The following is a 26,588-nucleotide window of genomic DNA, read 5'->3' as shown; positions in this document are numbered from 1 at the left end:
ACGATCAGCCATTAACCCCCTTAGGTCACTATTGCAGTTGCAGCGAACGGAGCATGTACTTTAGATCCGCCCAGAGGTGATCCACATTCTCCAAACCGATGCTAATTCGAAGATGGGTTGTCTGGTCGCCGGACAGCATGACCTGTCGATCAGGAGCGATAACCATCGGCGCGATGATGCTCCTGGTGCCGCCCCATGAGTTTCCGATGACGAATGTTTTTAGGCCGTCCAACGCTCGATCGACGGCCTCCGCAGAAACTCCGTCCAGTTGGAGACTGAAGACGCCGGAACTACCTTTGAAATCTCGCTGCCACAAGGTGTGGCCGGCGCAATTACCAAGGCAGGGATGCAGCACGGCATGACTGCAATTCTCGGCCAATCGGTGTGCGAACTCTTCCGATATCTCACCGACGTGTCGCAGTCGTAGACCCATGGTCTGCATACCACGCAACGCAAGAGAGCATTCGTCTGGCGAGACGCCAACGCCGAAAGAACTCAGTGTAGCTCTTATCCGTCTATAAAGTTCAATATCTCGGAGGATAATCGCTCCTAACAAAATATCGGAATGCCCACCGACATATTTGGTCAACGCTTCCGCAACTATATCGACGCCTAGGTCCAGTGGCTTGCACAAAAGTCCAGTCGCCCAGGTGTTGTCGCATCCGAGATAAGCGCCGGCCGCCTTACTCAAGCGAGAAATGCTCGGAATGTCGCAAATTTCCATACTGGTCGATCCAGGGGATTCGATCCATACCAGCCTGGTGCGGCCTGGCTGAAGTCGCGCCTCCAAGTCTACCATACGCGTCGGGTCGAAAAATTCCGTTTCAATACCCAAATCCCCGAGAATCTCACAGGCAAAATCCTTCACGGGTGGATAGACGTTATCCGCTATGAGCAAATGCTCGCCGTTTTTTAACAGGGCGAGCATCGTGACTGAAATTGCGGCCTGGCCAGAGGGCACGACGATCGCCCTTTCCGCATTGTGCAAGGCGCAGAGCTGACCCTCCAGAGTCCGGGCTGTCGGCGTCCCTGAAAGCCCATAACTATAGCCATCTGGTGATCGAGCCGCCCGGCTGCGGTAAGCGGCAGCGTTCGGAAACACGATTGTCGAGGCGCGGTAGACGGGAACCGCAAGGCTTGCGAAACCGTCAAGTGGCGTTTCCGGCGGAATAACGCAAAGCGTATCATCAAGTTCTATGTTCTTGCGCATTTCATCTTCTCATAAAATTTTCGAAAGAAATTCTTGCAACCGCTTTTCGCGGGGAGCTCCAAAGATCCGATCGGGCGGACCGATCTCGTGAATCATTCCGGCGTGCATAAAGGCGACCCGATCGGCGATCTCGCGTGCGAAACCCATTTCGTGGGTAGCGATCACCATGGTCATGCCGTCCCGGGCCACCTTGCGAATAACGTCCAGAACTTCGCGCACCATTTCAGGATCAAGCGCGGAGGTCGGCTCGTCGAACAACATGGCGTCCGGCTTCATCGCAAGGGCTCTTGCGATCGCCACGCGTTGCTTCTGTCCGCCGGATAACATGTGAGGCATCGCGTGAGCTTTGTCGGCGAGCCCAACCAGGGCCGTGAGTTCGCGGGCTTCTGCTTCAGCTTGAGCTTTCGGTGTCCGCTTAAGACGGATTGGTCCCAGCGTGATGTTGTCGAGCGCGGACAAGTGGTTGAACAGATTGAAGTGCTGGAACACCATGCCGATGCGCTGTCGTAACTTGTTGTTATCGGTCTCGCGCCCCATCAAGGGCGTAATGCCGATCAAGACCTCGCCGCTGTTGGATCTCTCAAGTCCGTTGAGGCAGCGTAAGAAAGTCGACTTGCCGGACCCTGATGCCCCGATCAGGCATACCACTTCCCCGGAATCCACCGTGAGATCCACGCCCTTCAAAACCTCAAGAGCGCCGAAGGATTTGTGCAAGCCGCGTGCTGCGATCATCGGGCAACCTTCCGCTCGAGTCCTGCCGCGAAACGTTCCGCGATGAGGTAAATGATTAGGTAGATGGTGCCGACAAGGGCGAGCACCCGAATTGTGTCGAAGTTCAGAGAATAAATGGTTTGTCCGGCCATAGTGAGTTCCACGACACCGAGGACCGACAGCAACGATGTGTCCTTCAGCGTGCCGCTGAACTGGTTGGCCATGTTCGGCAACATCACCCAGAAGGCTTGCGGCCAAATAATGAGGCGCATTGTCTCCCAATCGCCGAAGCCGATGGAGCGGCCCGCTTCCATCTGTCCGCGATCAACCGACTGAATGCCCGAGCGGATAATTTCGGCCATGAACCCGCCAGTGAAGAGCGTTATCGCAATGGTGCCCGCGACGACGGCCGGCATCCGAACGCCCGTCAGGGCCGGGAGAGCGAAGTAAACGAGCAGGACCTGCACAAGGAGAGGCAGGCCCCGCACGAGCGTGCCGTAGATGGCCGCACCCAATTGTAGTAGCCTTGAGGAAGATATCTTCATCATTGCTAGGGTGAATCCGACAACAGTGCCACCGATCATTGAGATGAACGTCACAATGAGAGTAAGCACCGTGCCTTGCAGAAGTGATGGGAGATATTCTATCCAAGACTGATCAGACATGGCGCACGGTTTTCCTTTTAATCCAGGTGATATTTATGTCTGATCTTCGTCATGTCGCCATTGGCTTGCATCTTCGCGATGCCGGCATCGATGATGGCGCGCAGATTGCTTCCTTTCGGAAAGGCGAAGGCGATGTCGGTAGGATCTAACAGCCCACTCACAATCTTGATCGTCGGCTTGCTGCCTTCCATCTGAAGCTCGTAGGCCACAAGTCCGGAGTCGAAGATCATTGCGTCAGGATCCCCCATTTTCATGGCGAGCAATGAGTTCGTGGCGTCTGGATATACACGAACAGTGACACCCCATTCTGCCGCATGTTTATTGGCCACAGTGAGCGGAAAAGAACCCTGCTCTGCCCCGATCGTCTTTCCCTTAAGGCCAACCACATCGGTGATCTTGCTGCCCGCCGGGACAATGAGAACGGAGCCCTCCGAGGAATATGGGCTGGAGAAATCGACTATTTTCTTGCGCTCTTCCGTCACATAGATACCGGCGACGGCGAGGTCGATCTGGCCGGCCTGCAAGGCCGGAATAAGCGCGGGGAACTTCAAGGACTGATAGTTGAGCTTGAGATTTTCCAGATCGGCAACGCGCTGGAGGATGTCGTTACTGATTCCGGTATATTTGCGGTCTTCGACGTACGAGAACGGCGGTGCGTCTGTTTCCACGCCAATCGCGACGTCCCGTGGCTTGTCTTGCGCGACGGCTGCTCCCGCCATCCCCACTGACAATGCAATGGCACACGATATCAGCAAGTTTCGCCTAATCATGTTCGATCTCCTCCCGATGGCGGTGTTCCTATAATCGGAACATAATCATTAAAAGCGAAACAAGGCGATTTGTCAAGAAACCTACACAAACTGTCGCAAGGCCAACAAGCTGCAGCGTTTGTCGCTATTCCGGCGCGTTGACAATTCGCGCAAAGGGTCTCACTATTGAAACAGTCATTTAAATAGCGGAACACTGTGTGAGGTTGTATGTTGGCTTCTCTCCCGGATCAGTCCGAACTCGGTAAACAGTGCCGGGATCGCTTCTTCACCCTCAATCCCGGTCTTGATGCAGTCGTGACCGATGATCCCGTCCACATCGGCTATTTGTCGGGTTACCGCTCCCTTCTTCACGATGGCGGCCCGTATCCACAGGCGTTGATCGCATCGCGGGAAAAATTCGCGCTTGTTACAGGTGCGAGCGATGCGGCTGCAGCTTTGGAAGTACTAGGTGATCCGGAGACGATCTGGCGCTATGGTACCTTCTTCGTGTTCAACACCGGCGATTCTCCATCTTACCGTGAAATGCCGGCGGCAAGCCGAACTCCTGCCGAAGCCTTAACGGCCGCGATAGCAGCGACGATCGGCGGCTTAAGAAATATCGGTGGCGATCTCAGCCAGCCCGACTTGCGTGCCGCCGTGGAGAAGATGGTGCCGAGAGCGCGCCTTCTGCCTGTGGCCGAGGGGTTTTGCCGGTCAAGGGCGATCAAGCTCGCGGGTGAACTCGATCTGCTGCGATATGTTTCCCAGCTCACAGATAATGCGGTCGAGCGCGCTACCGGCCTGATCCGGCCTGGTGTCAACGAGTTGGAGATCGCCGCTGAAATCACGCAGACGATCACGGTTGGCGGCGGCATTTGTCGTTTCGTGGTCGTGACGTCAGGAGAGCGCTCCTCGCGCGTTGATGCTTATGCCCGAAATCGTCTCTTGCAGGAAGGAGATCTCGTCCGGCTGGATATCGGCGCGACCGTGAACGGCTATTGTTCCGACATGGCGCGTACTTATGGCGTCGGAGATCCCGGGCCGCTTGCGAGGGACCGTTACAATGCGCTCCTGTGGGGAGAGACTCGTGAGCTGGAATCAATCCGTCCGGGAATTCCTGCTGGCACGGTTTTTGAGGCGGCGATGAAGGAGGTGAGATCCGGAGCATTGCCCGATTATCAGCGCAATCACTGCGGTCACGGCATCGGCTTGCAGGCACATGAATTTCCGCTGATCGGGCCGAGCAGTGAGACGCTTCTGGAAAATGGAATGGTGCTCTGTGTCGAAACCCCCTATTACGAAATTGGATGGGGAGGAATGATGGTTGAAGACACGGTAATCGTAACTGATACTGGTTATGAGCTGCTGACGAACGCCTCCCGGGAGCTCTTGCGGCCGACGTAAGCAGGGCAATCGACCGGATCGGACATCATCATGCGCGAGCGGAAATCGAGCGAGAAGATTGGGTCAAAGAGCCAGTCTCTCGACCGAGGGTTAGAACTCCTGGAAGCGGTAAATCAGGCGGAGAAGCCGATTGGCACGCGAGAACTTGCTCGCCTTCTCGATCTTAGCCCGGCCATTGCACAGAGGCTCGTGAACACCCTGACCGAACGGCACTATCTGCAGCGAGATCCTGACACCAAAAGGTACATAATCGGCTACCAGACATTGACTTTCGGCGCGTTTCTGATGTCGCGTGACAGCCTGCTGGTCCATGCCCGCAAGGAACTCGAAGAAGTCACGAGAAAGTTGCGCGTCGATTCCTACATGGCTGCGTTGCAGGGTCGGCGGGCTATCTACCTTATGTGCGTCACGGGGGACGCTCCAGTCACTGTTCGCGCCGAAGCGGGAGAAGTTATTCCCTTGCATTCGACGGCCATCGGGAAGTGCATCCTTGGATCTCTTCCCGAGGAGCACGCCCTAGATCTTTTAGGACCCGGGCCGCTCCCCGCCATTACCAGCAAGACGATTACGGATCCAAAGCTGCTTCTTGAGGACCTTCATAAGGCGAGAGAGCGCGGCTTTGCGGTGGTGCAGAACGAAAATATTGACGGCATTACTTCCGTTGGTGCACTGATCACGCAGCCAAGGTCCGGTCCGCCTATGGCAATTAGCCTTTCATTCTCTCCCTATTTTTCGAAGAACATAGACGTTGAGGAAGCCGCGGCCGTTATTAAGGCTGCTGCAAATAGGATAAGCAGACCATAGTGTAGCGGTATTCGACTCAAAACCGCTTTTCGAACGCTTTCGGGATCTCCAATCGAGAATTGGGAAAATCTACAGAAATACTGCTGCGTCTGAGTAGTCACGGGTGAAAAATTGATGCCGATTACGCTCCGCCCTCCGCGCGGCAACCCGTTCCGTGCCATGAAAGAATGAGTCCATGACACGGCCAGAGTTTCCGCCGCCCTTTCCTGTCGAAGAGTCGAAGAATACCGCGCCTCGCGACCTTGCGCACTGTGATGGCCAAGCGGCAAAGGGACTCGTTATCGTGGAGCAACTCGAAGGGTTGCCCCACGATAAGGCCGTTGTAGGCCGCAAGGTTCAAGCGCGTCCTGAAGTATCAAAGGTGGTTACTGGAGATGAGATAATGCACTTGCAGCCAATCGGACTTGGCATTGTCACGCCGTCCGGGAATTCTGTCATCGAGCGGGACTATCCCCGCCTCGCGCTTTCCGAGGTAGGCTTCCATTTCACTCGCGTGTTCAATTCGGAAGATACGGCTCAGCAACTGTCCGGCATGAAGGCACAGGCTGCTGACGCCGCACGGCTGCTTGGCCATGTCCGCTACATGAAGGCAATCGGGTTCGCCTGCACATCCGGCAGCTTCCTCGAGGGGCTTGGTTACGACGAGAGCATCGTAGCCTTGATGGAGGAGGCTAGCGGACTGCCGTGTGTAACTACATCTGGCAGTGTCTTGACTGCGCTGCGCGCGCTCGGCTTACGCAATCTTGCTGTTTTCAGCCCATACGAGGAATGGTTGTCGAATAGGCTTACGGCTTTCTTGGAAAGCCACGGCGTTGGCGTCTCGTATCATGCTTGGGGCTTCGATATGGATAGCACTGAGGAACTGGACCGGTGGGGTCCGATCAATGATTGGGTCATACCGAAGATTCCGGATAGCGCTGATGGAGTCTTCATAAGCTGCACGAATTTTACCTGGCTGAAGGGCATAAAGCCGCTCGAGCAGCGGCTTGGTCGGGCCGTGATCACTAGTAATCTAGCGACACTTTGGAACATGCTACATGTTGCGGGAGCGGGCGGTAGACTTTCGGGAGAAGTCGCACGCCTAGCCGACGTGCGGCCGGTCGAATGACGGAGCGAGGGTTTTTGTTGCAACTGCTGAAATGCAAGGCAGGAGGACCAGTCCGAGGCCATTAGGTTGTGTTGCGACGGTTGAATAGCGGCCCTGTCCAAGGGAGCCTCTGACATTTTCGAAGGGATATAGGTTCAAGGCCCGGTGACCCGTCGTGATCTTGTTTTGTGTAGTCGGTACTTGGCCTCGGTCTGAGCTTGAGTAATTGCCACTGGGCCGTCCGTTGCGTACCGCTATCGCTGCGTTTTCCACCGCCTCGCGGCTGTGGTGAAAGGTGAAAGCTCCCCGCTACTGCGGTTCCCTGGATGCCGATCGTCAAAAGCTCATTTGGAGGCTATCCCCGCCTGAATTTCATCAAGTGGAGTTTGGTCGCGCGGGAAACAAAAAATTGTAGCTCAATCATTTAATGCAATCTTTATAATATCTTAACAAAAAATAGAATTGTAAGTTTTTGGCGGACTTGTATAGTTTACGTTGCAGACAATTGATGTCCCAATGCTGAATGCGCATCCGCTACGGAGGCGGCAGCGTCATGATTTGCGCCAATACTGCGCGTCGACAAGTTTTTCCGGGGGGCAGTCGATGATCCATGCTGGATTGGTTTCGCGTATCCGGATTTTGCCCTCAGCATGGTCGCGCCAAAGGCTGGTCATGACGCTGCATTGCCACAAGATTGGGTGGCTATGGCCCCTACTCTGCTCGCGCGACATGACTCGCCGCTCAATCCGATCAGGGAGGAGACCTTCTAGTTTACACTAACACCGGCGGCTACCGGATGGACCCTCTCGATAACGAATTTCAATCATCACCCAACGCCGACCCGCCTCTGCTGGTTCGGGATGCATATGGGCAGCCAGCAGTCATCCCTGACGCGAATGGAGACGCATAAATGCTCTGCACGACCACAACCCAACTAATCGGCCAGACACCGGTCATGGCGATCTCCGTGCCCGACCGCGACACCACCCTTGTGCTGAAGATCGAGAAGAACAATCCCGGTGGGTCGATGAAGGATCGTATGGCCCGGAGCATGGTGCGAGCCGCGCTCGAGGACGGGCGGCTTGCCCCCGGGGGCACGATCGTCGAATCCTCCTCTGGCAACACCGGCATCGGGCTGGCTCTGGCCGCACTGGAGTTTGGCCTGCGCTTTGTCGCGGTTGTCGATCATCATGCCGCGCCGGACAAGATCCGCATGATGCGCGCGCTCGGCGCCGAAATCCGCTATGTCGAAGGTGATTTCCGCGAAGACGAAGTGGCCGTGGTCGAGCGGCAACGCTTGGCCGCTCAGCTCGGGGAGCAACTTCCCGGCGCACTTTTCCTGAATCAATCTGACAATCCGGCAAATCCCGAAGGCTATGCCGGTTTGGTCGACGAGCTTTTGGCGCAACTTCCGGACGGCATCGATGCTTTTGTCGGCTGTGTCGGGACCGGCGGGTCGATGACCGGGATCGCCCAGCGGCTCAAGCGGCATAATCCTGCCGTGCGCACGATCGCGGTAGAGCCGGCCGGATCGATCGTCTTCGGCAAGCCCGGACACCCCTATTACCAATCGGGAACGGGAACGCCGACCGGGGATGAGGTCGGCAAGGTGCTTGACTATGCATGCATCGACGAAGGTGTGCAGGTCACCGACACACAGGCCTTCGAGACCGCGCGCTATGTCGCCCGGCGCAAGGGCCTACTGGTGGGTGGCTCAACCGGCGGCGCCATTTATAAGGCGTTGGAGTTCATTGCCGCACGCACGCTCTTCGGCACGGTGGTCACGCTGGTGGCCGACGGCGGGGAAAAATATCTCGGTTCGGTTTTCGACGATGAATGGATGGCAAAACGCGGCTTGCTGGATCCGACAATCGGCGCGCGCTTGGATGGGTGGCTGGCCGCAAAGGCATGCGCAGCATGAACGTGGGGCCTTTTGCAACGGTTGAAAGGCAAGCGCAAAGAGGCCTGGGCCAAGGCCAACTATTCGGTAGGAGTTTCGAACCGCTCAGCAAGGATAGATTCGGAATAAAGGTGTATCTCGCCCGTCGTTTGAGGATCATGTGATCCTTTCGATCCCGGACAGGATGATTGCGGCTGATGTCAGTGATTTGAAGCCGAACATGGCCGAACGCCGCGCTTGATTTGCCGATGGCCCTTAGGCCGTGGCAGGAGATCGTCGATCTGGCTGTGGGGGTGGCCGTTGACGATCCTGGTGAGGACATCGGCGAGATAATCGAGCGGCTCAACACCGTTGAACTTGCTGGTTTATGCCGACCGTCAAACGATGCCGAAGCGCCTCGTCCGATCATGGCGAAGCACTTGCCCGCCATTTCGACCGAGAACCGGTCGTCGACACTTGTCATAATTCTCATCCTCAAAGGGCGCTCAGGGAATTCAAGAAGTCGGTCGTTTGGCCGATAGTCGGACCGTAGTCGAATTCAAAGCAGACGGCTACGACAAGACATAGGAAGCAGAGACCGGCCTGAGGACCCGACGGAATTTGTTTTCACAGCCGTCGACCGCTCCCGACCAATGCATTGCGCGCTATGCGCGCTACGACTGACCATGAGAGGTTTGTTCACGACGAGCCCGAAATACTCATCGAGAAGCGCGAGCACGGTCTGCTTGTGGTTCCGGCTTCTCGAGCCCGTACATCTTCACGACGTATTCGGCCAACAGTTGAAGAGCGCTCTCTTCGTCTCCTCCGTGAACGACGAACGGCTCTGTGATTCGCTGCACAGTTACGTCATCAAACTGCGCGGCAGCGAAGAGATCGAGCACCTCGCCCGCGGAGCTGCGGGTACTATTCGTCACGCCGGCGCCAGGCTCGTCCCCATCGGTGAACCTTGGCATAATGTCGCCGGCCAGCAGCTTTTTCTTGCTGAGCAGGCCCCGCGTCTTCAGGTGGTGTCAGGTGCCGAAAACCGACGAAGGCGACCAGGTCATAGGGCCGGCCACGCAGTTCCTCCCGGACGTCATCGATCAGGAGGTCGATGCTGCAGCTTTTTCCGACGGTGCGGGCCAGCGTTTCGCGGCTGACCGGTTCGCCGGCCGCGAAAATCGTCGCCTCGACGCGGTTCATCCATTCGCGCCAGCGCGCTTCCGGCGGCAGGTGATCCAACTCGCGGTCAAACAGGCGGTCGCCTGACCGACCGTCGTCTGGTCGGCCTGTCGCTCGTCTCGCGTGTCGCCGCGCGATGCCCCGAACGTCATTCAGCAATCGGTGTCCGCCCCCTTGGCCCTGAGTTTTGGGGCGACGGCGAGCAACCGATCGGCGCGGCGTTCGAGCCCCGCCGAGAGATCGATGGCGCGCAACGCAGCGCGCGCCTGCGCGGCAAGCAAGTCAGGGTCCCATGGCGCGTGGCAGGCCGTGGCCCTCGACGGCCGCGTAGGCGCCGGTCAGCATTCCGACCTCGCCCTGGGTCGTGGCGAGCCGCCGCAGCGCGTCCGCCAGAACGCTGACCGCCGCGTCGTGGCGGAGTGAAAAAACCGAATTTCTCCAACACCGCGGTGAGACTTTTCTTCGTCACAAGCTCCTCCGCGGGCCGCGCTGCCAGCCGGCGCCAGCCGAGGAGCAAAAGACCGGCCGGGCCGGGGTTTGTCGACCTGGGGGGCAAAAAATCGCCGGGGCGGGCGAGGAGCAAGGAATCGCGCAGCGCCGCTTCATCCTCGACGCGCCCGCCCGCTTCGTCGTTATCGCGGCCGCCGAAAGCGCCAGGCGCCGGCCCACCGCTCCTGCCGGCGGACTATCGCATCGAGCGCTCCAATTGCGCCGGACGCAATCGCAGCGTCCTCAAGGGTTTGCGACGTCTCGATCGCCCTTCGCAGCCAGGTCGATACGGGCAGCGCTAATGCTGTCGGCGCGACCCCAGCGAGCGGTTCATAAAGCCGCATATGGCTCGCATTTGATCGCGTTGGAGCAAATCTGGGGATTCATTTGTAACCTCATCAAGGTCTGGCGGCTCGGATCCAACTTCCTTGCAACTGTCGAAACGCTCAGCTCTTTGACCAGCTCGGCTAACGCAGCCAGACCGCCGGATCAGAAAGAGCACGCTTGCGAAATACGCCAGCTGAAGGAGCAGCGAACAAGCCAGCGTCGTGACTACTACTGTGCCGATGGAATGAGAAGCGAAGTAGACGGTCAGAGCGGTGCTGCAAAGGACCATTCCCAGGACGCGACAGAAGATTCTAAAGGGCAATGCCGTTCTCCTGGATTGTCCACCAGATCACGCAGCGACATTGTCGGCCGCAATATGGGTCTGGCAGTTCTTCGGGCAGACGCGGGCGCAGGCTCCGCAGCCAATGCAGCGGCCGGGATGGTTGACGACCATGATCATGCGATTGAGCTCGCCATCGAAATCGTCGTCTTCGCCGTCGCAGGCGCCGAGGATCTCACCCGCGTCATCCACGCCATAAAGATGCATAACCTCGCGCGAGCAGACTTTGAAACAGCGGCCGCAGCCGATGCAGGTCGCGCCGTCTATAGCGGTGAGATATTCCGGCACCCATCCAGAGCCGTCGCAGGTGGTGAATGTGCTCGTCATCGTAACTTCTTCATTGAAGCGAGCTCTCTCCTGGCACCATCCAACTCGGCAAAAACGGCCGACGTTTCTTCGGCAACTTCCTCTATCTCCGTCCATTTTCCCGGGAGATCCTCTGCAAGGTCGCGCAATTTCATCTTGGCAAGTGCCGCGCGCAGCTGAAGCTTTCGGACTTTCGTTCCCATCTCATCCAGCTTTGACATAGATCGTTCCTCGAAATCGGTGTCTTCACGCCCGCGCCACGTCGCGATAGGCTTCAATGGCTGGGGGCGCATCGTCGACCAGTTTCGTACCGACCTCCGGGAGTTTCCTGAACGTCTCAAAGCCGAACCGGTGGATGTCACGACAGAGAGACCAACCGCTCGCCGTGAAACAATCGTCCGAGGCCCCCATGGGTTTCATCTCCATCATTGGCGATGTCATCAGGCCGGAGCGCTCCTCGATCCTAAGCCCGACGGCCGTGTAGAACATATCGAGCCTCCACAGCACGTCCGGATCGGGGTATCCCATGCCACGGATCGCCTGGCGCTTTTTTCTGGTGGGAAGTCGGCCAGCAGCGTGGCGTTCGATTTGCCTTCCCATAATCAGTAGGACTCGTGAGCACGGAGAACCGCACCAGGCATTTGACGAACGGGGTGGCAAGGGCCGCCTCGTCCTCGTTGACAGCCGGGCTGGCCGCGGCATCAGACATTTCGCCTTCTCCTCATTTCAGTCCTCTTCCTCGAAGGACGATATCTGTTTTCTGGGACGCCTACTTCGGACACACTTGCTCAGCCGACGCCTAGCTCGGCGCCGCTGATTCCACGCAATTGATGTCCCTCGGGCCGACCTTGAACACGTCCTCGACTGCGAAGTCTTCCACGCGAATTCGCATCGAACATCGCTTCCGCCGCAATGCGGGAGGCCATGAAGATTCGAGCCTCGATCCTGGTGCAAACGATCGACCAAGTGCTGCATGGACCTCCTTGCTGCGCTCACGCCAACCACGCGTCCAACTTGGTCCGGGCCTCGACGGCCGTTGGAGCGTCTTCATCAGCCGCGATCCCGAGGACCTCAAGTCCGCTGTCCTTGTATTTCTCCTGTAGCTGCATCAGCTCGAGCATCTCCGCCGCACACAGTTCGCACCAAGTTGCCCAAAATTCGACGATATAGACTTTGCCGGGCTGGAGGTCCGCAACGGGCTCGCCACGCAGCCAGTCCTCCACTTTGATCGAAGGAGCCGGCGACCCCATCCGCAACATCATCTTGCCCTCCAAAAAAAGCTGTTGCCAAAGGTTGCGTAACCTTATGCGCAAGCTTGTTTCTCTTTGCGACGGGGCACGAGGGTGGTTCAACGAAGAGAGACCATCGCTCGTCTTGCGCATCTGCGTGCAGTCAGCCTTCACTCAGTGTTGCTCAACTCAATTCGCAAAGGCCGTGCCAACGCGCTCATCGCTGCGGTAAACGCTTGATTATACTTTAAAAGTTGTGAGGCGCCCCAAGATAGCCGGTTGTATTGGACGCGACATGTTTTCTGCCATTGTCAGGTCTTGGACACGCATCACCCGCTTCGCGTCGGCACAGAAACGTGGCTGCGGACGTCTCGACATAGGGACGAACAGATGGACATCATAACTGCGTTGGCTAGCGCCAGCCACGTCATCATCGTCCGCCTCAAGCCTTGCTTGAGCTTCTTGCCGTTCCGGTCGATCAGCGGAACGCCATTGCGATTGCAGGGGCCGCTCCCTCCGAGCATCGCCTCTGCCGTTCCTCTTCCGCTTTGCGCTTTCCCGGCTCGCAACGCCGGAGTTTCACGAGCCGGTCATGTCCGGCTGCGGGTCGCGAATAACGCCAGATTGACGATAATGATCGTGGCGAAGAGAGCCGGGATGTGTGCCGGCATGTGCCAGGCCGGTGAACTTTCCCGGATTCCTGCTTTTTTTGTTCTATATCCCCGTGGACAGGTCCTACAGGGACCGCCTGGTGCGAATGTGAGCGTTGTGGGAATTGACCGGCCTCAAGGCCGCTCGATCGCCACTCGGTGGGCCGGGCAGACTGAAAACGCCGAAGATGCGGCGCCCTCGCCGCTGACCCGGCTACCATCCCAGGCGATGACACGTGATTGCTGCCACCGTTCGCGCCGAGGCCGGCAAGAGCCCGACCGTCGGACTCGAAGGTCGGTGCGTTGGCCGCTGCAGGGTCGTTTCCGTGTTCAGGCCAGTGGTGAGGGAAATCGTGATAACGCTAATACAAAGAGGCTATGGTCCGAACGCGGCCTGCCGCGCTGAAACGACTCTCTTTCTCGACCTGACGCCGGCTCGAGTATCGGTGTTTTGAGCGCATCGAGGACGCCTGGGCTTCTGCCCGGCCGTTTGTCTGCGCGTTACGGGTTGTCTCGGCGAGCAGACACCGAGCGCGCTAGGGGCGTTCGGGGAATGTTCTTCGCGACGGCGCTTGCAAGTTGCTCATGAGCTTCGCGAAACTTGCGCCTTTGCCGCGACCTTTCTCCGACTTGGCATCAGGATAGGTGACCCAGGGGAGTAGAGCTTCGAACAGCATCGGTGCTACTTCAAGCCCGTCAGCGAGCCAAAAACAGCGGCAATGGCGGCTTCCGAACTATCCATCTCGTCACGCCACCGAAGAGCCGCTCGCGCAGCCGGCGGCTGCCATAAGCACCCATGACTATCATTTCTGCAGACGTGTCGATTGCGTGCTGCGCGAGCACCGTGGCTGCCGATTTTCCGGCGCTCGCCAGCAGGTCAACCGACACCCGAGCACCGTGCCTAGTGAGATAGGCAGCGATATCGGCTCCCGGCTCGGTACCGTTTCCGGTGCAGGTCGCCTCCGGATCGACGAGTGCGACACGAACTTCCTCAGCACCGGCTAGCAGATGCAGCGCTTCCCGAACCGAACGGGACGCCTCGACTCGCGAATCCCAGCCGACCAGCACCCGCCGTGGAGACAGAGTCGCCTCAGCGCCCTCCGGCACGACAAGCACCGGCTTTCCGGTGTCGAACAGGCTGCCGTTGATAACAAGGGGACCGACGTTAACGTCGTTGAGAAGTGCAGGGCCGACGATTGTCAGGTCATTGCAGAGCGCCCGCGCTCGCACTGCGTCACCGACGCTGGCCTGATCGCAGTTGACAACATCGACATCATAGCACCGCCACGTGGCTCTCAGCAGTTTGTGAATTTCCCTATATGTTTTTTCCAGACTGGCCGCGTCCTGTGAAAATCTCTCGATTTGCCTGTACCGTTTTTCCAGTGCGGCAATGGCGTGTGCGCGTTGTCTGGGCCATTCGGGGAGGCCATCACCCAGCGGCGGAGGCGTCATAACGAGAGGCGGAGGCGACATAATCAGGACGGACAAATGTGCGCCGACCTCGGCGCACAAGCTCGCAGCTGTTCTGACGTCCCGATCGGAGTGGTCAGCTCCCGCTACACTGAGTAGGCTTTTGAAGGCCATCTGACTGCTCCCCCTGAGTATGTCGCGCCCGTAGCGCGTTTCGAAGCCGCAAGACTTGCCTTCGAACGAAGATGGAGAGTGGCACACCATCCGTTCGCTATTCAGTCGTCCGGCTTCTCGAGCGAGTAGCCGGCAGACCTGACAGTACGAATGACGCTACCTGGCGAGGCTGCCTTCAGCGCCTTTCTGATCCGGCTGATATGGACGTCGACAGTGCGTTCACCGATATGGATATTGTCCGGCCAGGCCGCGTCGATCAGCTCGTCTCGGCTGAAGACCTTGCCGGGGGCCTCAAGGAATTGCCGCAGCAGGTTGAATTCGAGAGGTCCGAGATGGATGTCGTGGCCATTACCTCGAACCCGGTGAGCATCGAGCTTCATCTCAAGGCTGCCGCAACAGAGCCAGCTGCCGTTTTTTATCCCGTTTGAACCCGGCTGTGGCAGCGCCAGCTTCATCCGTAGACAGTCAAGCAGCTTGGCCGGCGCGAAGGGCCGCACAAAGCTCTCGTCAATACCAGCCTTCAAGAGATCGAGGTGCTGGTTCTCGGCGCCGGGCGCGATCAGCGCAATTACGGGCAGGCCGCCGGTCCGGGGCTCCCCCTTGAACCGGGCGCAGATTGTGGAGCCTGTCGCGCTTGCCGGCCCGCAGTCCAGCACTACCGCCTGGAGCTCCCGTTGATCGGCCAATGCAAGTGCTTCCTTCACCCCGCCTGCCGGCTCACTCGTGAAGCCGTCCACTCCCAGAATGTGGCTGAGGAACAGATACAACTCAGCATCTTGCGAACAGATCAGGACCAGTGGCTTCATCAGCGCTACCCCAAGAACCAAATCGGCATCGACCGCCTCGGTTGAGTGGGCTGGCCATCGCATGTCCTCAAGGCCTGACATGATCCCCTTGATCGAAAATCGGTTCCATCACGCCCGCGCCACCTCGGGATAAGCCTCAATGGCTGCGGTGGCATCGCCGGCCAGTTGGGTGCCGGCCGCGGCGAGTTTCCAGAACGTCTCGAAGCCGAACCGATGGACGTCGCGCAGGGTCTTTGACACAACGACCAGTCGCCCGGCCGTGAAGAGCACGCGCCCGAAGCCCTCGTGGCTTATCTCCATCATCGGCGATGCCATCAGGCCGGAGCGTTCCTCGATCGCAAGCCCGACGGCGGTGTAGAACTTATCGAGCCTCCACAGCACGTCCGGATCGGGATCGCCGATGATGGGAATTGCACGGCGCTGTTCCCTGGTGATGATGAAGTCGCCCAGCAGCTCGGCGTCCGATTTGCCTTCCCATGACCCATGGGAATCATTGGCACGGATCAGCCGCACGAGGCATTTGACGAACGGGGTGGCAAGGGCCGCCTCATCCTCGGTGGCGGCAGGGCTAACAGCGGATTCAAACATTTCGCCCACTCCTCATTTCAGCTTTCGTCCTCGAAGGAGGGTTTCTGTCCGGCGGCACCTGCCTGCGCGAGCACCTTGCGCAGCCAAGGGGGAGGACACGTCCTGAGCATCATCTGGGTGCGCAACAACACCTCTTGGATGGTCTGGGGCTGCGGCACTTTGATCGGATGGATCTTTGCGGAAACAAGTTTGGCTGCCGAAGGTCCGCCGATCGCCAGACAAAACAGCAAATGGCAGCCCTTTAGCGCCTCCACCTTCGGGGTGATGCGGTCATCGCCCTCGGTTCGGTGCTTCCCGCTCTCGTCGGAAACGTCGTCAAAGGCCACGGCTTCCACGAGATTCCACTCCTCGCGCATCACGTCGTAGACAGCAAAGCGCCTGGCCGATCCGAAATGGGCGTTGAGGTTCTTCATGTCCTGCGTGGCGATGGCCACGCGCAATGCGCCGGCTTGGCGTTCCGGCTTCGGTGCGTGAACCTCGTCAGTGACGAGCGAGAGGCGACGAACGGAGCGCATCTGGCATTTCTCGCTTACGGAGTGGATCAAGCGCCTCAGGCGTCGGCGCGTGCCCGTTGGCTTCGAAAATGTTGGCAACCTCGAAGATCAGGTCGCGGGTCCCTTGGTAGAGGATTGTGAGCTTGTGCTGTGCCCCGAGCCGGTCGAAGATCGGGAAGCCGACCCGCATGAGCGGAATGCCGAGGCGCTGCGCCGCCTGGCGGCCGTGGGAATGAGTAACGAGAAGATCAGCGCCGGCGCCAAGAGCTTCCAAATCGCCGAGATCGCCGATTTGAACCGACTGCGCCGGCACTTCCTCCAGAATTTTCGACATAGCGGCCGTTGTGACCGCCGCCGCGATTTCGGAGCCCATGGCGATGAAGAAGCTCGCGAGTTGGTAGAGTTGGTCTGGTTCAGCAGCGATCGCAATTTTCTTACCTCCAAAGTGGAAATGTCCGTCGAGCAAGGCGTCCTGCAACTGCGCACGGCGACGGCGTACCCCAGCCGGCGCCGCCGCGCCCGAAACCGCCGATAGGTGCGAGACGAACCGGTCTGCGTCCTTCAATCCAGTCAGCGACCGAAACAGCACGTAAGGTACGCCGGTTAACCTGTGCAGCAGCTCGGCCGGGCGGCGCATATGCTCACCGATGACAATGCATCGCTCGGCCGTGCCAAGCTCGCGGATATCCTCGACGCTGGTGCCGCCATAGGTGGTCGTGACCCAACGGTCGGGCACCGTACCGTCGAGCGAGCCGGAGACGTCCGGCAGAATCACCGGTTTGAGTCCAAAGCTTTCAATCATCTCACGCAAATGCTCGATATCACCCACAGTGAGGTTCCAGCCAGGCAGGATCACGATCTTGTTGGACTGCCGCGCCTGCTCGCCGGGCCGCGTAATCCTTTCGATCATCGCGGTGACAGCCTTGGCCCAGCCCTCTTCGATCGCGCCGTCGAAATCCGGTGTGTTGGCTAGCACGACCTCCGTACCCGCGAGTTCTTCCGCGCGCTTCAGCCTGATATTGGCGACATCCCCTGCGCAGTCTTCGCCCCGGGTTTCCACCAGCGCCGTCGTGCAGACCCCGATCAGTGTTGGCCTTGTGCGGGCCTTGAGGTTGAGGATCGCCTCTTCTAGATGCTCTGCCCCGCCGAGGATCGTCGCCACCTCATCCATCGCCGTGGTCTGCAAGGGGATGGCTTCCTTGAAATGCCGCACAAAGAGCACGAGCGCGAAACTGGTGCAGCCCTGGCTGCCATGGAACAACGGCATCGCGCCGTCGACGCCAAGAAAGGCCAAGGCGGCACCCAGCGGCTGCGATGACTTCAGCGGATTGACCGCCGCCGCTTTGGTCTGGGGAAGGATGCGGACCATCGGCTCTCCTCAACACTCGCCGAAATCACCGGCCGTCGTGCCGGCGAATTCCTGGACAACATGCAAGGCCGCGGTCTCGCTTTTCGTGCGCGGCAGTTCCTCCCTCACTGCAGGCTGGCAATCCCATGGTGCCGGCTCCCGTACCTGGCACCAGATGGGGTTATGAATGGCCAGGTCGATCTGGCGTACGAGTTCCACCATCCCGTCATAGCCGGCGTAAGGGTGTTGGCGCTCCTGGTTGATATCGAGCCAAGGTGTCTTGGCCTTCAGCGCGACGAATTGCGTGCGCCCGCCCGACAGCATGATATCGGCCTTGTGTTCCGAGAGCATGGCGTAAAGCTCGCGCGCCGCCATCTGCTCGAACATGTGGTTGTCGTCCTTGAGGATCTGCTTGATGCGTTCCTTGTCTTCGACGGTCGACTTTTTGACAGAGGTGCCGACGATCTCGATGCCGATCTCCATCAGCCCATGGACGACCGACCAGGACTTCACACCGCCGGTGTTGAGCAGCACGCGCTTGCCTTCGAGCCTCGGCCGGTAGGCGGCGAGCTTCTTCCAAGCGATCGCCTCCTCCTCTGCAATCAACGCCTCGGTGCGGCCGAGGATCTCCGGATCGGCGCCCTTCTTCACGAGCAGCTGAGATATTTGTCGGAGCGCTTCAGACGTGGCGCTGATGCCGTAGAAGGAGCCCTCGAAAAACGGGATGCCCCAGCGCTGCTCCATCTTGCGGGCGAGATTGATGAGCGCGGTCGAGCACACGATCATAGCCGCCCGGGCACGGTGCGCGCAGGCAATGTCGAAGTAACGCGCGTCACCGGGAATGCAGGCGCGCACCCGGATGCCCAGCCGGTCAAGGAGCGGCTTCACCAGCCAGAATTCGCCCGAGAGGTTGAATTCGCCAAGGATGTTGATGTCGTAAGGGCCGACATCGTCGGGCTCGGCCGTGCCGATGACATGCTCGAGCAACGCCTCGCCGGCAAGCTTGTTGCCGAGATTCTTGGAGCCGACGAAGCCCGGCGCATTGACCGGCACAACGGCCAAGCCGAACTTTTCCGCCGCGCGTTTGCACACGGCCTCAATGTCGTCGCCGATCAGCGCCGTCACGCAGGTCGGATAGACGAAGATCGCCGGCGGCCCATACGCTTCCTTGATCTCGCGGATCGCTTTGAAAAGCTTCCGCTCGCCCTGCCCCATCACAACATCGAGTTCGGTGAGGTCGGTCGTGAAGCTCGTGCGCCACAGCGTTGGCCCGGACGAAGCCGCACCGCGGTTGTCCCAGGAATTGCCCTCGCAGGCGAGCGGCGCATGGATCAGGTGCGCGACGTCGGTGATCGGCTGCAGCACGATCTTGGCGCCGTCGAAGGCGCAGCCGCCGGCAGCCGCCCCGGGGGTCAGCGGCTTCGAACAGCCCTCTTTGCGCGCCTTGGCATCCTTGCCGCGGTTCTGCTCGCAGGCAGGCTCGTTGAAGACATCCCGGATTTTGGCTCTGAGCGAGGACATTGCGTCGGTCTCCAAAGTCCCTCGGGAAGACGATCGGCCAAAGCCGACCGTCAAGCTTAGCGGGTGAGGTCATACGAATAGTCCGTCACGCCCGTCTCGCTTGTCTCGCGATCGAGCTTGTCGAAGATCTTGTCCAGGATCGTCGTCAGTACGCGCAGTCCGCCTTGGTAGCCCATCAGCGCAAACCGATGGTGATGGTGGCGATCGAAGATCGGAAACGTCAGCCGGATCAGCGGCGTGCCCGTGTCGCGCTCCAGATACTTGCCATAGGAGTTGCCGATCAGCAGGTCCACCGGCTCGGTGAAGAGCAGCGAGCGCATCGCCCAGAGGTCCTTGCCCGCCCAGACTTGAGCGTCCTTTCCGAAGGGCGATGATGCAAGCAGTTCCTTCAACTCCGCTTCCCATGCCGAGGAGCCGTTGGTGGCGAGGCAATGGGTGGGCTCGCCGCCCGTCTCCATGATGAAGCGGGCCATGGCGTAGACAAAGTCCGGATCGCCGTAGATGGCGTATTTCTTACCGTGCAGCCAGGATTGGCTGTCGGCCATAGCGTCAACAAGTCGGCCGCGCTCCAGGCGGATTGCCTCGGGGATTTGCTTGCCGGAAATCGCGGAGACCTCCATCAGGAAGTCGTCGGTCGCCTGAACTCCGAGCGGGTAATGGAACGAGGCAGTCGCCTGCCCTACCCCCTCGCAATACTCCAGTGTTTTTCGGCTGTTGTAATGCTGTAGCGAAAGTGTCGCCTCGGCGTTGAGTGCCTTTCTCACGTCTTCGATCTTCGTGCCGCCGTCATACATGCGGTATTCGCCGTCCGACGGCGTGTCGAACTGGTCAGAGGCGTCTTGGATGAAGGTATAGGACACACCTACCAGATCGAGCAGGCGTTTGAGTTCCCGATTGTTGCCGACACAGAACCCGTCGAAGCCCGGAATGATGTTGATGGTTCCCTCGGCTTCTGTTCGTTCTTCGCCCTTCCAGAAATGCTCCAGAATACCCTTGACTGCGACGTCATAGCCATCGACATGGCTGCCGACAAAGGCCGGCGTGTGGGCGAAGGGGACGTCGAAGTCGCGTGGGACCGAGCCTTCGTCCTTGGCGTTCTCGATGAAGCTGTGCAGGTCATCTCCAATGACCTCCGCCATACAAGTGGTCGAGACGGCGATCATCTTTGGGTCGTAAAGTTGGTACGTGTTGGCGAGCCCGTCGACCATGTTCTTCAGGCCGCCGAACACTGCCGCGTCCTCGGTCATCGAGGAGGAAACCGCCGAAGCAGGCTCCTTGAAATGGCGCGACAAGTGCGAGCGGTAATAGGCCACGCAGCCCTGGCTGCCATGGACGAAGGACATGGTTCGCTCGAAGCCTGCGGCCGCGAACACCGCGCCGAGCGGCTGGCAGGCCTTGGCGGGGTTCACGACAAGCGCTTCGCGAGCAAGGTTCTTTTCGCGGTATTCCCACGTCTTGGTGAATTCGCCTTGGTCGGTAACGACCTGGTCCGGGTGCGGACATTCGAAATTGAGCCTCTTCCCGGCAAGCATCTGCCTGTATTCCGGCTCGCGGAACAGGGGCGCGTGGTCGAGAACTTTTTCAGCCGACTGCGACATGGGTGGTTACCTCTTTCCATCTGGGCCGCCATACGGCGGCACAGGGACGTCGAAACGTTTCAGGTCTCCCGCGGACAAGCGGCCACAGGCGTTCACGCCTCCCGGCTTCCGGGAGGCCAGGGTTTCATTCGGCTGCGATCGCCGCCGACGGCTCGGCTTGTTCTTCCAGGGGGCGTCGTAGAGGTTCCAGACCGGGTTGTTGATGGCCAGATCCATGTCGCGGGCGAAGATGGCGAAGCCGTCGTAGCCGTGATACGGGCCGGAATAATCCCAGGAATGCATTTGACGGAACGGTATGCCCATCTTCTGGACCGGGTACTTCTCTTTGATTCCGGAGCCAACGAGATCAGGACGGATCCCTTCGATGAACTTCTCCAGCTCGTAACCAGTCACGTCGTCATAGATCAGGGTGCCCTTCTTCACGTAGTGGCCGGTGCGCTGATAGTCGTCGTTATGGCCAAATTCGTAGCCAGTGCCGACGATCACCATGCCCAGGTCCTCATATGCCGTGACGACGTGACGGGGGCGCAGCCCGCCGACATAGAGCATCACCGTCCTGCCTTCGAGGCGCGGCCGGTACTTGGCGATTANGTGACGGGGGCGCAGCCCGCCGACATAGAGCATCACCGTCCTGCCTTCGAGGCGCGGCCGGTACTTGGCGATTATGGCATCGACCAAGGGCCGGTATTTGGCGATGACCGCCTCGGCCTTGGCCTCGATTTCCGGCCCGAAGTGCTTGGCTATCTTGCGCAGAGAGGCTTCAGTCTGGGAGGGGCCGAAGAAATTGTACTCCATCCAGGCGATGCCATACTTTTCCTCCATGTGCCGGCAGATGTAGTTCATCGACCTGTAGCAATGGATGAGATTGAGCTTCGCCTTTGGCGCCCGCTCTATTTCGGCCAGCGTAGCGTCGCCCGACCAGTTGCCGACCACGCGCAGGCCCATCTCCTCAAGCAGGATGCGCGAAGCCCAAGCGTCGCCGCCGATATTGTAGTCGCCGACCACATTGACATCGTACGGGCCGGACTCGAACTCCACTTCCTTCTTCTCGAACACCCAGTCGCGGATCGCGTCGTTGGCGATGTGGTGGCCGAGGGATTGCGAGACGCCGCGGAAGCCCTCGCAGCGCACCGGCACGATTGTCTTTTCGTGCTCCTTGGCCTTGTTGCGGGACACAGCTTCGGTGTCGTCGCCAATCAGGCCAATCGGGCATTCGGATTGCACAGTCATGCCCTTGTTCAGCGGAAACAGTTCCTCGATCTCGTCGATGATCCGTTCAAGCTTCTTGTCGCCGCCGAAAACAATGTCCTTCTCCTGGAAATCGGAGGTGAACTGCATCGTGACGAACGTGTCGATGCCGGTCGTGCCGACGTAGTAGTTCCGGCGTTGAGACCAGGAATATTGCCCGCAGCCGACCGGCCCGTGCGAGATATGGACCATATCCTTGACTGGACCCCACACCACGCCTTTCGAGCCGGCATAGGCGCAGCCGCGAATCGTCATCACGCCGGGGATGGACTTGATGTTCGATTTGACATCGCATTCGGAAAGGACCTCGCTTTCCTCGCCAGCCTCGTCGCCGCTCTTTGCNACGCTGAGGTGCTTTTTGCGGCGCTTCGCCGACTTGTCAGGATATTGCGACAGCACCTCCTCGATAAGCTTCGCATGGAGGGCACCGTCATTCTCGTATTCCAGGCTCATGGGACCCCTTTCAAGGTTCAGGGTGACGCCTCACCGACGAGGCGCCGTTCTTTGAAAGGCGCACCAGGTCAGGGCGCGCCTCATGTCGGCAGCGGTCGCTACTGTGCGGCCGCCTTGGCCGCTTCCTTGACCTGAAGCTCGGCAAGCATCTGCTCGTCGGTCTTCATGATGCCGAAGTCGAGCAGCATGTCCTCGAGCTCCTCCATGGTGATCGGGGTCGGGATGGTGCCCTGGCCCGAATTCCCATGGATCTTCTCGGCCAGCGCCCTGTATTCCCCGGCCTGCTTGGAGTCCGGCGCGTACTGGATTACAGACATCTTCCTGAGCTCGGCGTGCTGGACGATGTTGTCGCGCGGCACGAAGTGGATGAGCTTGGAATTGAGCCTGGAGGCCAGCGCTTCGGCGAGGTCGAGCTCGCGGTCGGTTTGGCGCTCGTTGCAGATCAGGCCGCCGAGCCGCACGCCGCCCGAATGGGCGTATTTCAGGATGCCCTTGGCGATGTTATTGGCGGCATAGAGCGCCATCATCTCGCCGGACATGACGATATAGATTTCCTGGGCCTTGTTCTCGCGGATCGGCATCGCGAAACCGCCACACACCACATCACCGAGCACGTCGTAGGAGACATAGTCGACATCGTCGTAGGCGCCGTTCTCCTCGAGGAAGTTGATCGAGGTGATCACGCCGCGGCCGGCGCAGCCGACACCCGGCTCAGGGCCGCCGGACTCCACGCATTTGATGCCTTTGTAGCCGACCTTAAGCACGTCCGCGAGTTCCAGGTCTTCCACCGAACCTTCCTCTGCCGCGAGATGCAGGACCGTATCCTGCGCCTTCGCGTTCAGGATCAGGCGGGTGGAGTCGGCTTTGGGGTCGCAGCCGACGATGAGGATTCTCTGCCCGAGGTCGACCAGGGCGGCGAGCGTATTTTGGGAGGTGGTGGACTTGCCGATGCCGCCCTTGCCGTAAAAGGCGATCTGACGCAAACCTGACATGTAGCTTTCCTTCCTTCGTTCCATCCATCGCGGCTGCCGCGACATGAATGCCGGTCGGGCAGCTCTAGCCGCCTCGCACCTAAGGATCTCAAGACTCATGCCAATTTGGCTGATCCAACCGAAGAATAATTTCATGGTTGCTTTTCAGGGCTTTAGCTTGAGTTCCAAGAAAGGATCGTCGGAACAGCCCGTGTAGCGGACGCGACATTGGCGACACAAAGCGTCGGATCGCGATCCTCAGTCACCGCATTCGGTTGAACCCCATCGTTGTATTGAGGTGGACGAACAGCATCTCGACCCTCTGCGGGATGCTGCGAACTCTTCTGTGCCCGCGAGCTGACGTGCTTGCTCAACGCGGTCCAAGTGGACACTCCGCCCACTTTGCGCGCGATCCTAGCATACCATCGATCCACGGCCACTAATCCGGGGCACGGGCGAATAGTTCCGCTATATCAACCCGAGGGACTCGGTTTATTTCTCAGCGCAGGAGTTCAGTATCGGCGTCATCGCCTTCACATGTCCGTCGATCCGCTCGAGCACTTTCGCTGCGACAACGTCGCGCTCAGGCAGATGCCACCAGTACTCGTTGACGAGTTTGACCGTCTCGACCACTGCCTTCAGGACTGCTGGCTCCGGAAGCCGTGCACGGTTCGCAAATGCTTTCCATCGCGGTGCTGCTAGCGCCTTGAACGAGCGCTCTCCTCCAAGCGACAGCGCCATGGCGTCGGCGGGAATATATGGCACGGTGGACAGGAGGTCGTAGATTGGTGCAAGCGCCGGCTTGTCGCCGTTACCGGGATAGATCAAAGACCAGTTCTTCAAGTGCATGTCGCCATTGCCGGTGATGACGGTCAGTGCCAGGCGGCGGACGAACTCGAGAGCCGCCGTAGGCGAGACGGCCACGCCAAGAGCCAAGGCTATGTCGTGATAAGCAGCCCCCTCATATTTGCGCGAGGGGTAGACACCGAAGACCTGAGCGAAATCCTCGATGTGTATCCTCTCGCCACCGGCGCCGCGATCGAAGCGTTTGACGAGAAGGACCTTGCCGTCAGACAGCGTGTTGAATTCTTCGGGAACGCCCTCAAAATCGGACTTCTCGACCAGTTCGCATTCAGGAACGTCCATGCCGATTGCTGCTGCCAGCGCCAGGTTGGCGAATTCGTTCTCGGAAACGCCCGGAAAGGCCGTCGAAGGGAACTTGGCAATGTACCGGCCCTGCTCGTCGTCCATCGGCAAGGTAAGGCCGCCGCCTTTTCCAATGTTCTTCATGACCGACAGCTTCATCTGCACGCCGGCAAGCGAGAACCGTGCCTTGGGCTGATCCTTTGAAGCATCCTGCGAAACCGCTATCGCGCCGTCACTGGGCAACGCCCGTACGGCTCCCGGCAGATCGGCGCCTAGTGCCGCTAAAAGATCGAAGTCATTGCCTGGCCGCACATTGCCTTCGTGGTGCCTTTCCATCGCCTCGCGCAATTTCTCCTCCGGCAGGAGGTTCGCGAAAAAAGCGGGCAAGGCGCTTGCCAGAGGCTTCGGATCTTTCCGCAATCCTCCCGTCGCTGCCCGGAACGACAGGCTGAGAACCGGAAAGCCGCCCGTCGCGCGGTAGGCCTCATCGAAGTTGAATGCATTGAAATCGCCCGGCGTCCTGACGACCGTGCCGATCTTCACTGCATTCAAGAGCACGTCCAGCGACGGGATCGCCTTAGGTGCGCGAAAGACTGGAGCCATGATCGTCATCGTCAGGTTGAGTAACAAAGGCGGGTCGATCGTCATCATCATGCGGACGCAATAGAGCCTGGACAGCCGGCACCATGACTTGCGGAACCAGCATCATTTCCAGGCCGAGCGCGCGAGCGATATTCATGAGCGTCGTTGCACGCGCGGCTGCGGCTCCCTTTTCGATGTCGCGATATCGGGGACGGGATATACCCGACAAATCAGCGACCTGCTCTTGCGTCATCGCAGCGGCCAGCCTCGCCTGCCTGAACAGCCCACCGATTTCGCGTAGAATTTCCGATTGAGGGTCCATATGATACGTAAACGTTCCATTCCAACGCTGGATGATATGGCAGAGTATCTTATCCAGTGATCGAGTCAACACGTTGTGATCTGTTTGCGTATCATGCATCAGCCTTATGATACGTAAAGAGATCAATCATCCTGCATTTAGCGCCGCCCGACGGTGAACGCCGTCCGAAACTGACGCCCGATCAGCCCTCCGAAACTATCGGAATGTTAAATCAAGGCGGTCCGGCAGCTGAAATCGCTCGTCTCTTCTCGTTCATACGGCCGGCCGCGCTGACTGGGGGTCGATGTGATCGCCACTCCTTGATGGCAATGGCTTTGTACCATCTGCTACTGCCGGTCTCCCGCCGCACCTGGTGTTCCGACCCTTTCAGGGGCTCAGCGCGGTTCGCGTGACCGATCATCCTGGATCAAGCATCGACATAGCCGTCGAATACCCTTTGCTCTCGGCGGTCCGTTCGAGCATGGCGGGGCGCCTCCCTGATCACGAAGCAGCACCCGAACAAGCCCGCGACCAGCGCGAATCCCCCGCTTCAGAGACTTTCTCACTCAGTAAACTAGGCGCCCGCCGCCACGTGCGCGCGACGCCTGCATCAACCGGCGGGCAGATGCGCCGAGGGCAACAAGCGCGCCTGACGCAACGCGGCAAGATCAGCCGAGCCGGTGCAGAAGCAGGCGACGGCCAACTGGCGGATGACGATCTCGAAATGCGCGACAACCGCCTCGGTGGATACCGTAGCCGCGCGCAGCACGCCGGCTGCCTGGCCGGCGATGTCCGCGCCCAGGCGGATGGCCTTGGCCACGTCGACGCCGTCGCGGATCCCGCCCGACGCGATCAGCTTCACCGCTGGCAGCGCCCGACGTACCGCCTGCACGCTAGATCGGAAGAGCACACGTCT

The 26,588-nt window shown here is 59.3% G+C and carries 22 protein-coding genes and 5 pseudogenes; 4 read left to right on the top strand and 23 right to left on the bottom strand.

What is annotated here, in order from left to right:
• Window positions 1-28: 28 nt before the first annotated feature.
• The 4 genes from X742_RS141690 to X742_RS141705 are packed head-to-tail and all read right to left on the bottom strand — an operon-like array spanning window position 29 to window position 3,356.
• Window positions 29-1,210, bottom strand: coding sequence for a PLP-dependent transferase (locus X742_RS141690; RefSeq protein WP_023775277.1), 1,182 nt, complete (start codon window positions 1,208-1,210; stop codon window positions 29-31).
• Window positions 1,211-1,219: 9 nt separating this feature from the next.
• A complete protein-coding gene (locus X742_RS141695; RefSeq protein WP_023775276.1) occupies window positions 1,220-1,942 on the bottom strand; it encodes an amino acid ABC transporter ATP-binding protein in 723 nt (240 codons plus the stop codon).
• Window positions 1,939-2,586, bottom strand: a complete 648-nt coding sequence (locus X742_RS141700; protein WP_023775275.1) for an amino acid ABC transporter permease — start codon at window positions 2,584-2,586, stop codon at window positions 1,939-1,941. Before X742_RS141700 ends, X742_RS141695 begins: the two co-directional genes overlap by 4 nt.
• A gap of 17 nt (window positions 2,587-2,603) precedes the next feature.
• Window positions 2,604-3,356 carry a transporter substrate-binding domain-containing protein gene (locus tag X742_RS141705; RefSeq protein WP_084569691.1) on the bottom strand — a complete coding sequence of 251 codons (753 nt, stop codon included), beginning with the start codon at window positions 3,354-3,356 and terminating at the stop codon, window positions 2,604-2,606.
• Window positions 3,357-3,563: 207 nt separating this feature from the next.
• On the opposite strand from X742_RS141705, the gene X742_RS141710 reads away from it, so the two are divergent.
• The 4 genes from X742_RS141710 (at window position 3,564) to X742_RS141720 (ending at window position 8,551) form a co-directional block, all read left to right on the top strand.
• Entirely contained in the window at window positions 3,564-4,739 is a 1,176-nt protein-coding gene (locus tag X742_RS141710) for a Xaa-Pro peptidase family protein (protein ID WP_023775273.1), read from the top strand.
• 30 nt (window positions 4,740-4,769) lie between these two features.
• Entirely contained in the window at window positions 4,770-5,543 is a 774-nt protein-coding gene (locus X742_RS141715; protein WP_023775272.1) for an IclR family transcriptional regulator, read from the top strand.
• Window positions 5,544-5,826: 283 nt separating this feature from the next.
• Window positions 5,827-6,651: a hypothetical protein gene (locus X742_RS1000000171780; RefSeq protein ID WP_156939477.1), complete on the top strand. Its 825-nt coding sequence runs from the start codon at window positions 5,827-5,829 to the stop codon at window positions 6,649-6,651.
• A gap of 889 nt (window positions 6,652-7,540) precedes the next feature.
• Window positions 7,541-8,551, top strand: a complete 1,011-nt coding sequence (locus tag X742_RS141720) for a cysteine synthase family protein (protein WP_023775270.1) — start codon at window positions 7,541-7,543, stop codon at window positions 8,549-8,551.
• A 179-nt stretch (window positions 8,552-8,730) separates the two neighbouring features.
• Here X742_RS141720 and X742_RS1000000176225 read toward each other — a convergent pair.
• From X742_RS1000000176225 to X742_RS0138890, 19 genes and pseudogenes are all read right to left on the bottom strand, one after another.
• A pseudogene (locus X742_RS1000000176225) lies at window positions 8,731-8,895 on the bottom strand (transposase domain-containing protein); the annotation flags it as partial.
• 637 nt (window positions 8,896-9,532) lie between these two features.
• Window positions 9,533-9,829 (bottom strand): annotated as a pseudogene (locus X742_RS1000000173375) (SMC-Scp complex subunit ScpB); the annotation flags it as partial.
• A 14-nt stretch (window positions 9,830-9,843) separates the two neighbouring features.
• The gene (locus X742_RS1000000174435; RefSeq protein WP_156939476.1) at window positions 9,844-9,972 is read right to left on the bottom strand and encodes a DUF1403 family protein; all 129 of its coding nucleotides are present in this window, start codon (window positions 9,970-9,972) and stop codon (window positions 9,844-9,846) included.
• Between the two features lie 506 nt (window positions 9,973-10,478).
• Window positions 10,479-10,796: an exopolysaccharide production repressor protein gene (locus tag X742_RS1000000173365; RefSeq protein WP_245275651.1), complete on the bottom strand. Its 318-nt coding sequence runs from the start codon at window positions 10,794-10,796 to the stop codon at window positions 10,479-10,481.
• A gap of 60 nt (window positions 10,797-10,856) precedes the next feature.
• Window positions 10,857-11,174 carry a ferredoxin III, nif-specific gene (gene fdxB, locus X742_RS141745; protein ID WP_023775264.1) on the bottom strand — a complete coding sequence of 106 codons (318 nt, stop codon included), beginning with the start codon at window positions 11,172-11,174 and terminating at the stop codon, window positions 10,857-10,859.
• Window positions 11,171-11,374, bottom strand: coding sequence for a CCE_0567 family metalloprotein (locus tag X742_RS141750; RefSeq protein WP_023775263.1), 204 nt, complete (start codon window positions 11,372-11,374; stop codon window positions 11,171-11,173). The genes fdxB and X742_RS141750 overlap by 4 nt, the downstream gene beginning before the upstream one ends.
• Before the next feature lie 25 nt (window positions 11,375-11,399).
• Window positions 11,400-11,862 (bottom strand): annotated as a pseudogene (locus tag X742_RS01000000170940) (DUF269 domain-containing protein).
• Between the two features lie 289 nt (window positions 11,863-12,151).
• Window positions 12,152-12,415, bottom strand: a pseudogene (locus X742_RS141755) (TlpA disulfide reductase family protein); the annotation flags it as partial.
• 1,313 nt (window positions 12,416-13,728) lie between these two features.
• Window positions 13,729-14,616, bottom strand: a complete 888-nt coding sequence (locus tag X742_RS141760) for a universal stress protein (RefSeq protein WP_031248674.1) — start codon at window positions 14,614-14,616, stop codon at window positions 13,729-13,731.
• 101 nt (window positions 14,617-14,717) lie between these two features.
• Complete coding sequence (locus X742_RS141765) at window positions 14,718-15,503, bottom strand: response regulator transcription factor (protein ID WP_023775258.1); 786 nt, start codon at window positions 15,501-15,503, stop codon at window positions 14,718-14,720.
• 27 nt (window positions 15,504-15,530) lie between these two features.
• Complete coding sequence (locus X742_RS141770) at window positions 15,531-16,010, bottom strand: NifX-associated nitrogen fixation protein (protein ID WP_023775257.1); 480 nt, start codon at window positions 16,008-16,010, stop codon at window positions 15,531-15,533.
• 17 nt (window positions 16,011-16,027) lie between these two features.
• A complete protein-coding gene (nifX, locus tag X742_RS141775; RefSeq protein ID WP_023775256.1) occupies window positions 16,028-16,525 on the bottom strand; it encodes a nitrogen fixation protein NifX in 498 nt (165 codons plus the stop codon).
• Entirely contained in the window at window positions 16,491-17,873 is a 1,383-nt protein-coding gene (gene nifN / locus X742_RS141780; protein ID WP_023775255.1) for a nitrogenase iron-molybdenum cofactor biosynthesis protein NifN, read from the bottom strand. The genes nifX and nifN overlap by 35 nt, the downstream gene beginning before the upstream one ends.
• 9 nt (window positions 17,874-17,882) lie before the next feature.
• A complete protein-coding gene (nifE, locus tag X742_RS141785) occupies window positions 17,883-19,373 on the bottom strand; it encodes a nitrogenase iron-molybdenum cofactor biosynthesis protein NifE (protein WP_023775254.1) in 1,491 nt (496 codons plus the stop codon).
• Window positions 19,374-19,429: 56 nt separating this feature from the next.
• Window positions 19,430-20,971: a nitrogenase molybdenum-iron protein subunit beta gene (nifK, locus tag X742_RS141790; RefSeq protein WP_023775253.1), complete on the bottom strand. Its 1,542-nt coding sequence runs from the start codon at window positions 20,969-20,971 to the stop codon at window positions 19,430-19,432.
• 162 nt (window positions 20,972-21,133) lie between these two features.
• A pseudogene (locus X742_RS141795) lies at window positions 21,134-22,672 on the bottom strand (nitrogenase molybdenum-iron protein alpha chain); the annotation flags it as partial.
• A 98-nt stretch (window positions 22,673-22,770) separates the two neighbouring features.
• A complete protein-coding gene (gene nifH, locus X742_RS141800; protein WP_023706403.1) occupies window positions 22,771-23,664 on the bottom strand; it encodes a nitrogenase iron protein in 894 nt (297 codons plus the stop codon).
• 471 nt (window positions 23,665-24,135) lie between these two features.
• A complete protein-coding gene (locus tag X742_RS141805; RefSeq protein ID WP_031248669.1) occupies window positions 24,136-25,392 on the bottom strand; it encodes a HipA domain-containing protein in 1,257 nt (418 codons plus the stop codon).
• Window positions 25,367-25,693 (bottom strand): helix-turn-helix transcriptional regulator, encoded by a 327-nt coding sequence (locus X742_RS0138890; protein WP_031248668.1) that lies wholly within the window; start codon window positions 25,691-25,693, stop codon window positions 25,367-25,369. The genes X742_RS141805 and X742_RS0138890 overlap by 26 nt, the downstream gene beginning before the upstream one ends.
• Between the last annotated feature and the right edge of the window lie 895 nt (window positions 25,694-26,588).

Origin of the sequence: Mesorhizobium sp. LNHC229A00 (assembly GCF_000502415.1) — a bacterium.
GTDB lineage: Bacteria > Pseudomonadota > Alphaproteobacteria > Rhizobiales > Rhizobiaceae > Mesorhizobium.
Note: the sequence above shows the minus strand (reverse complement) of the source record. Positions and strands in the feature narration are given on the sequence as shown.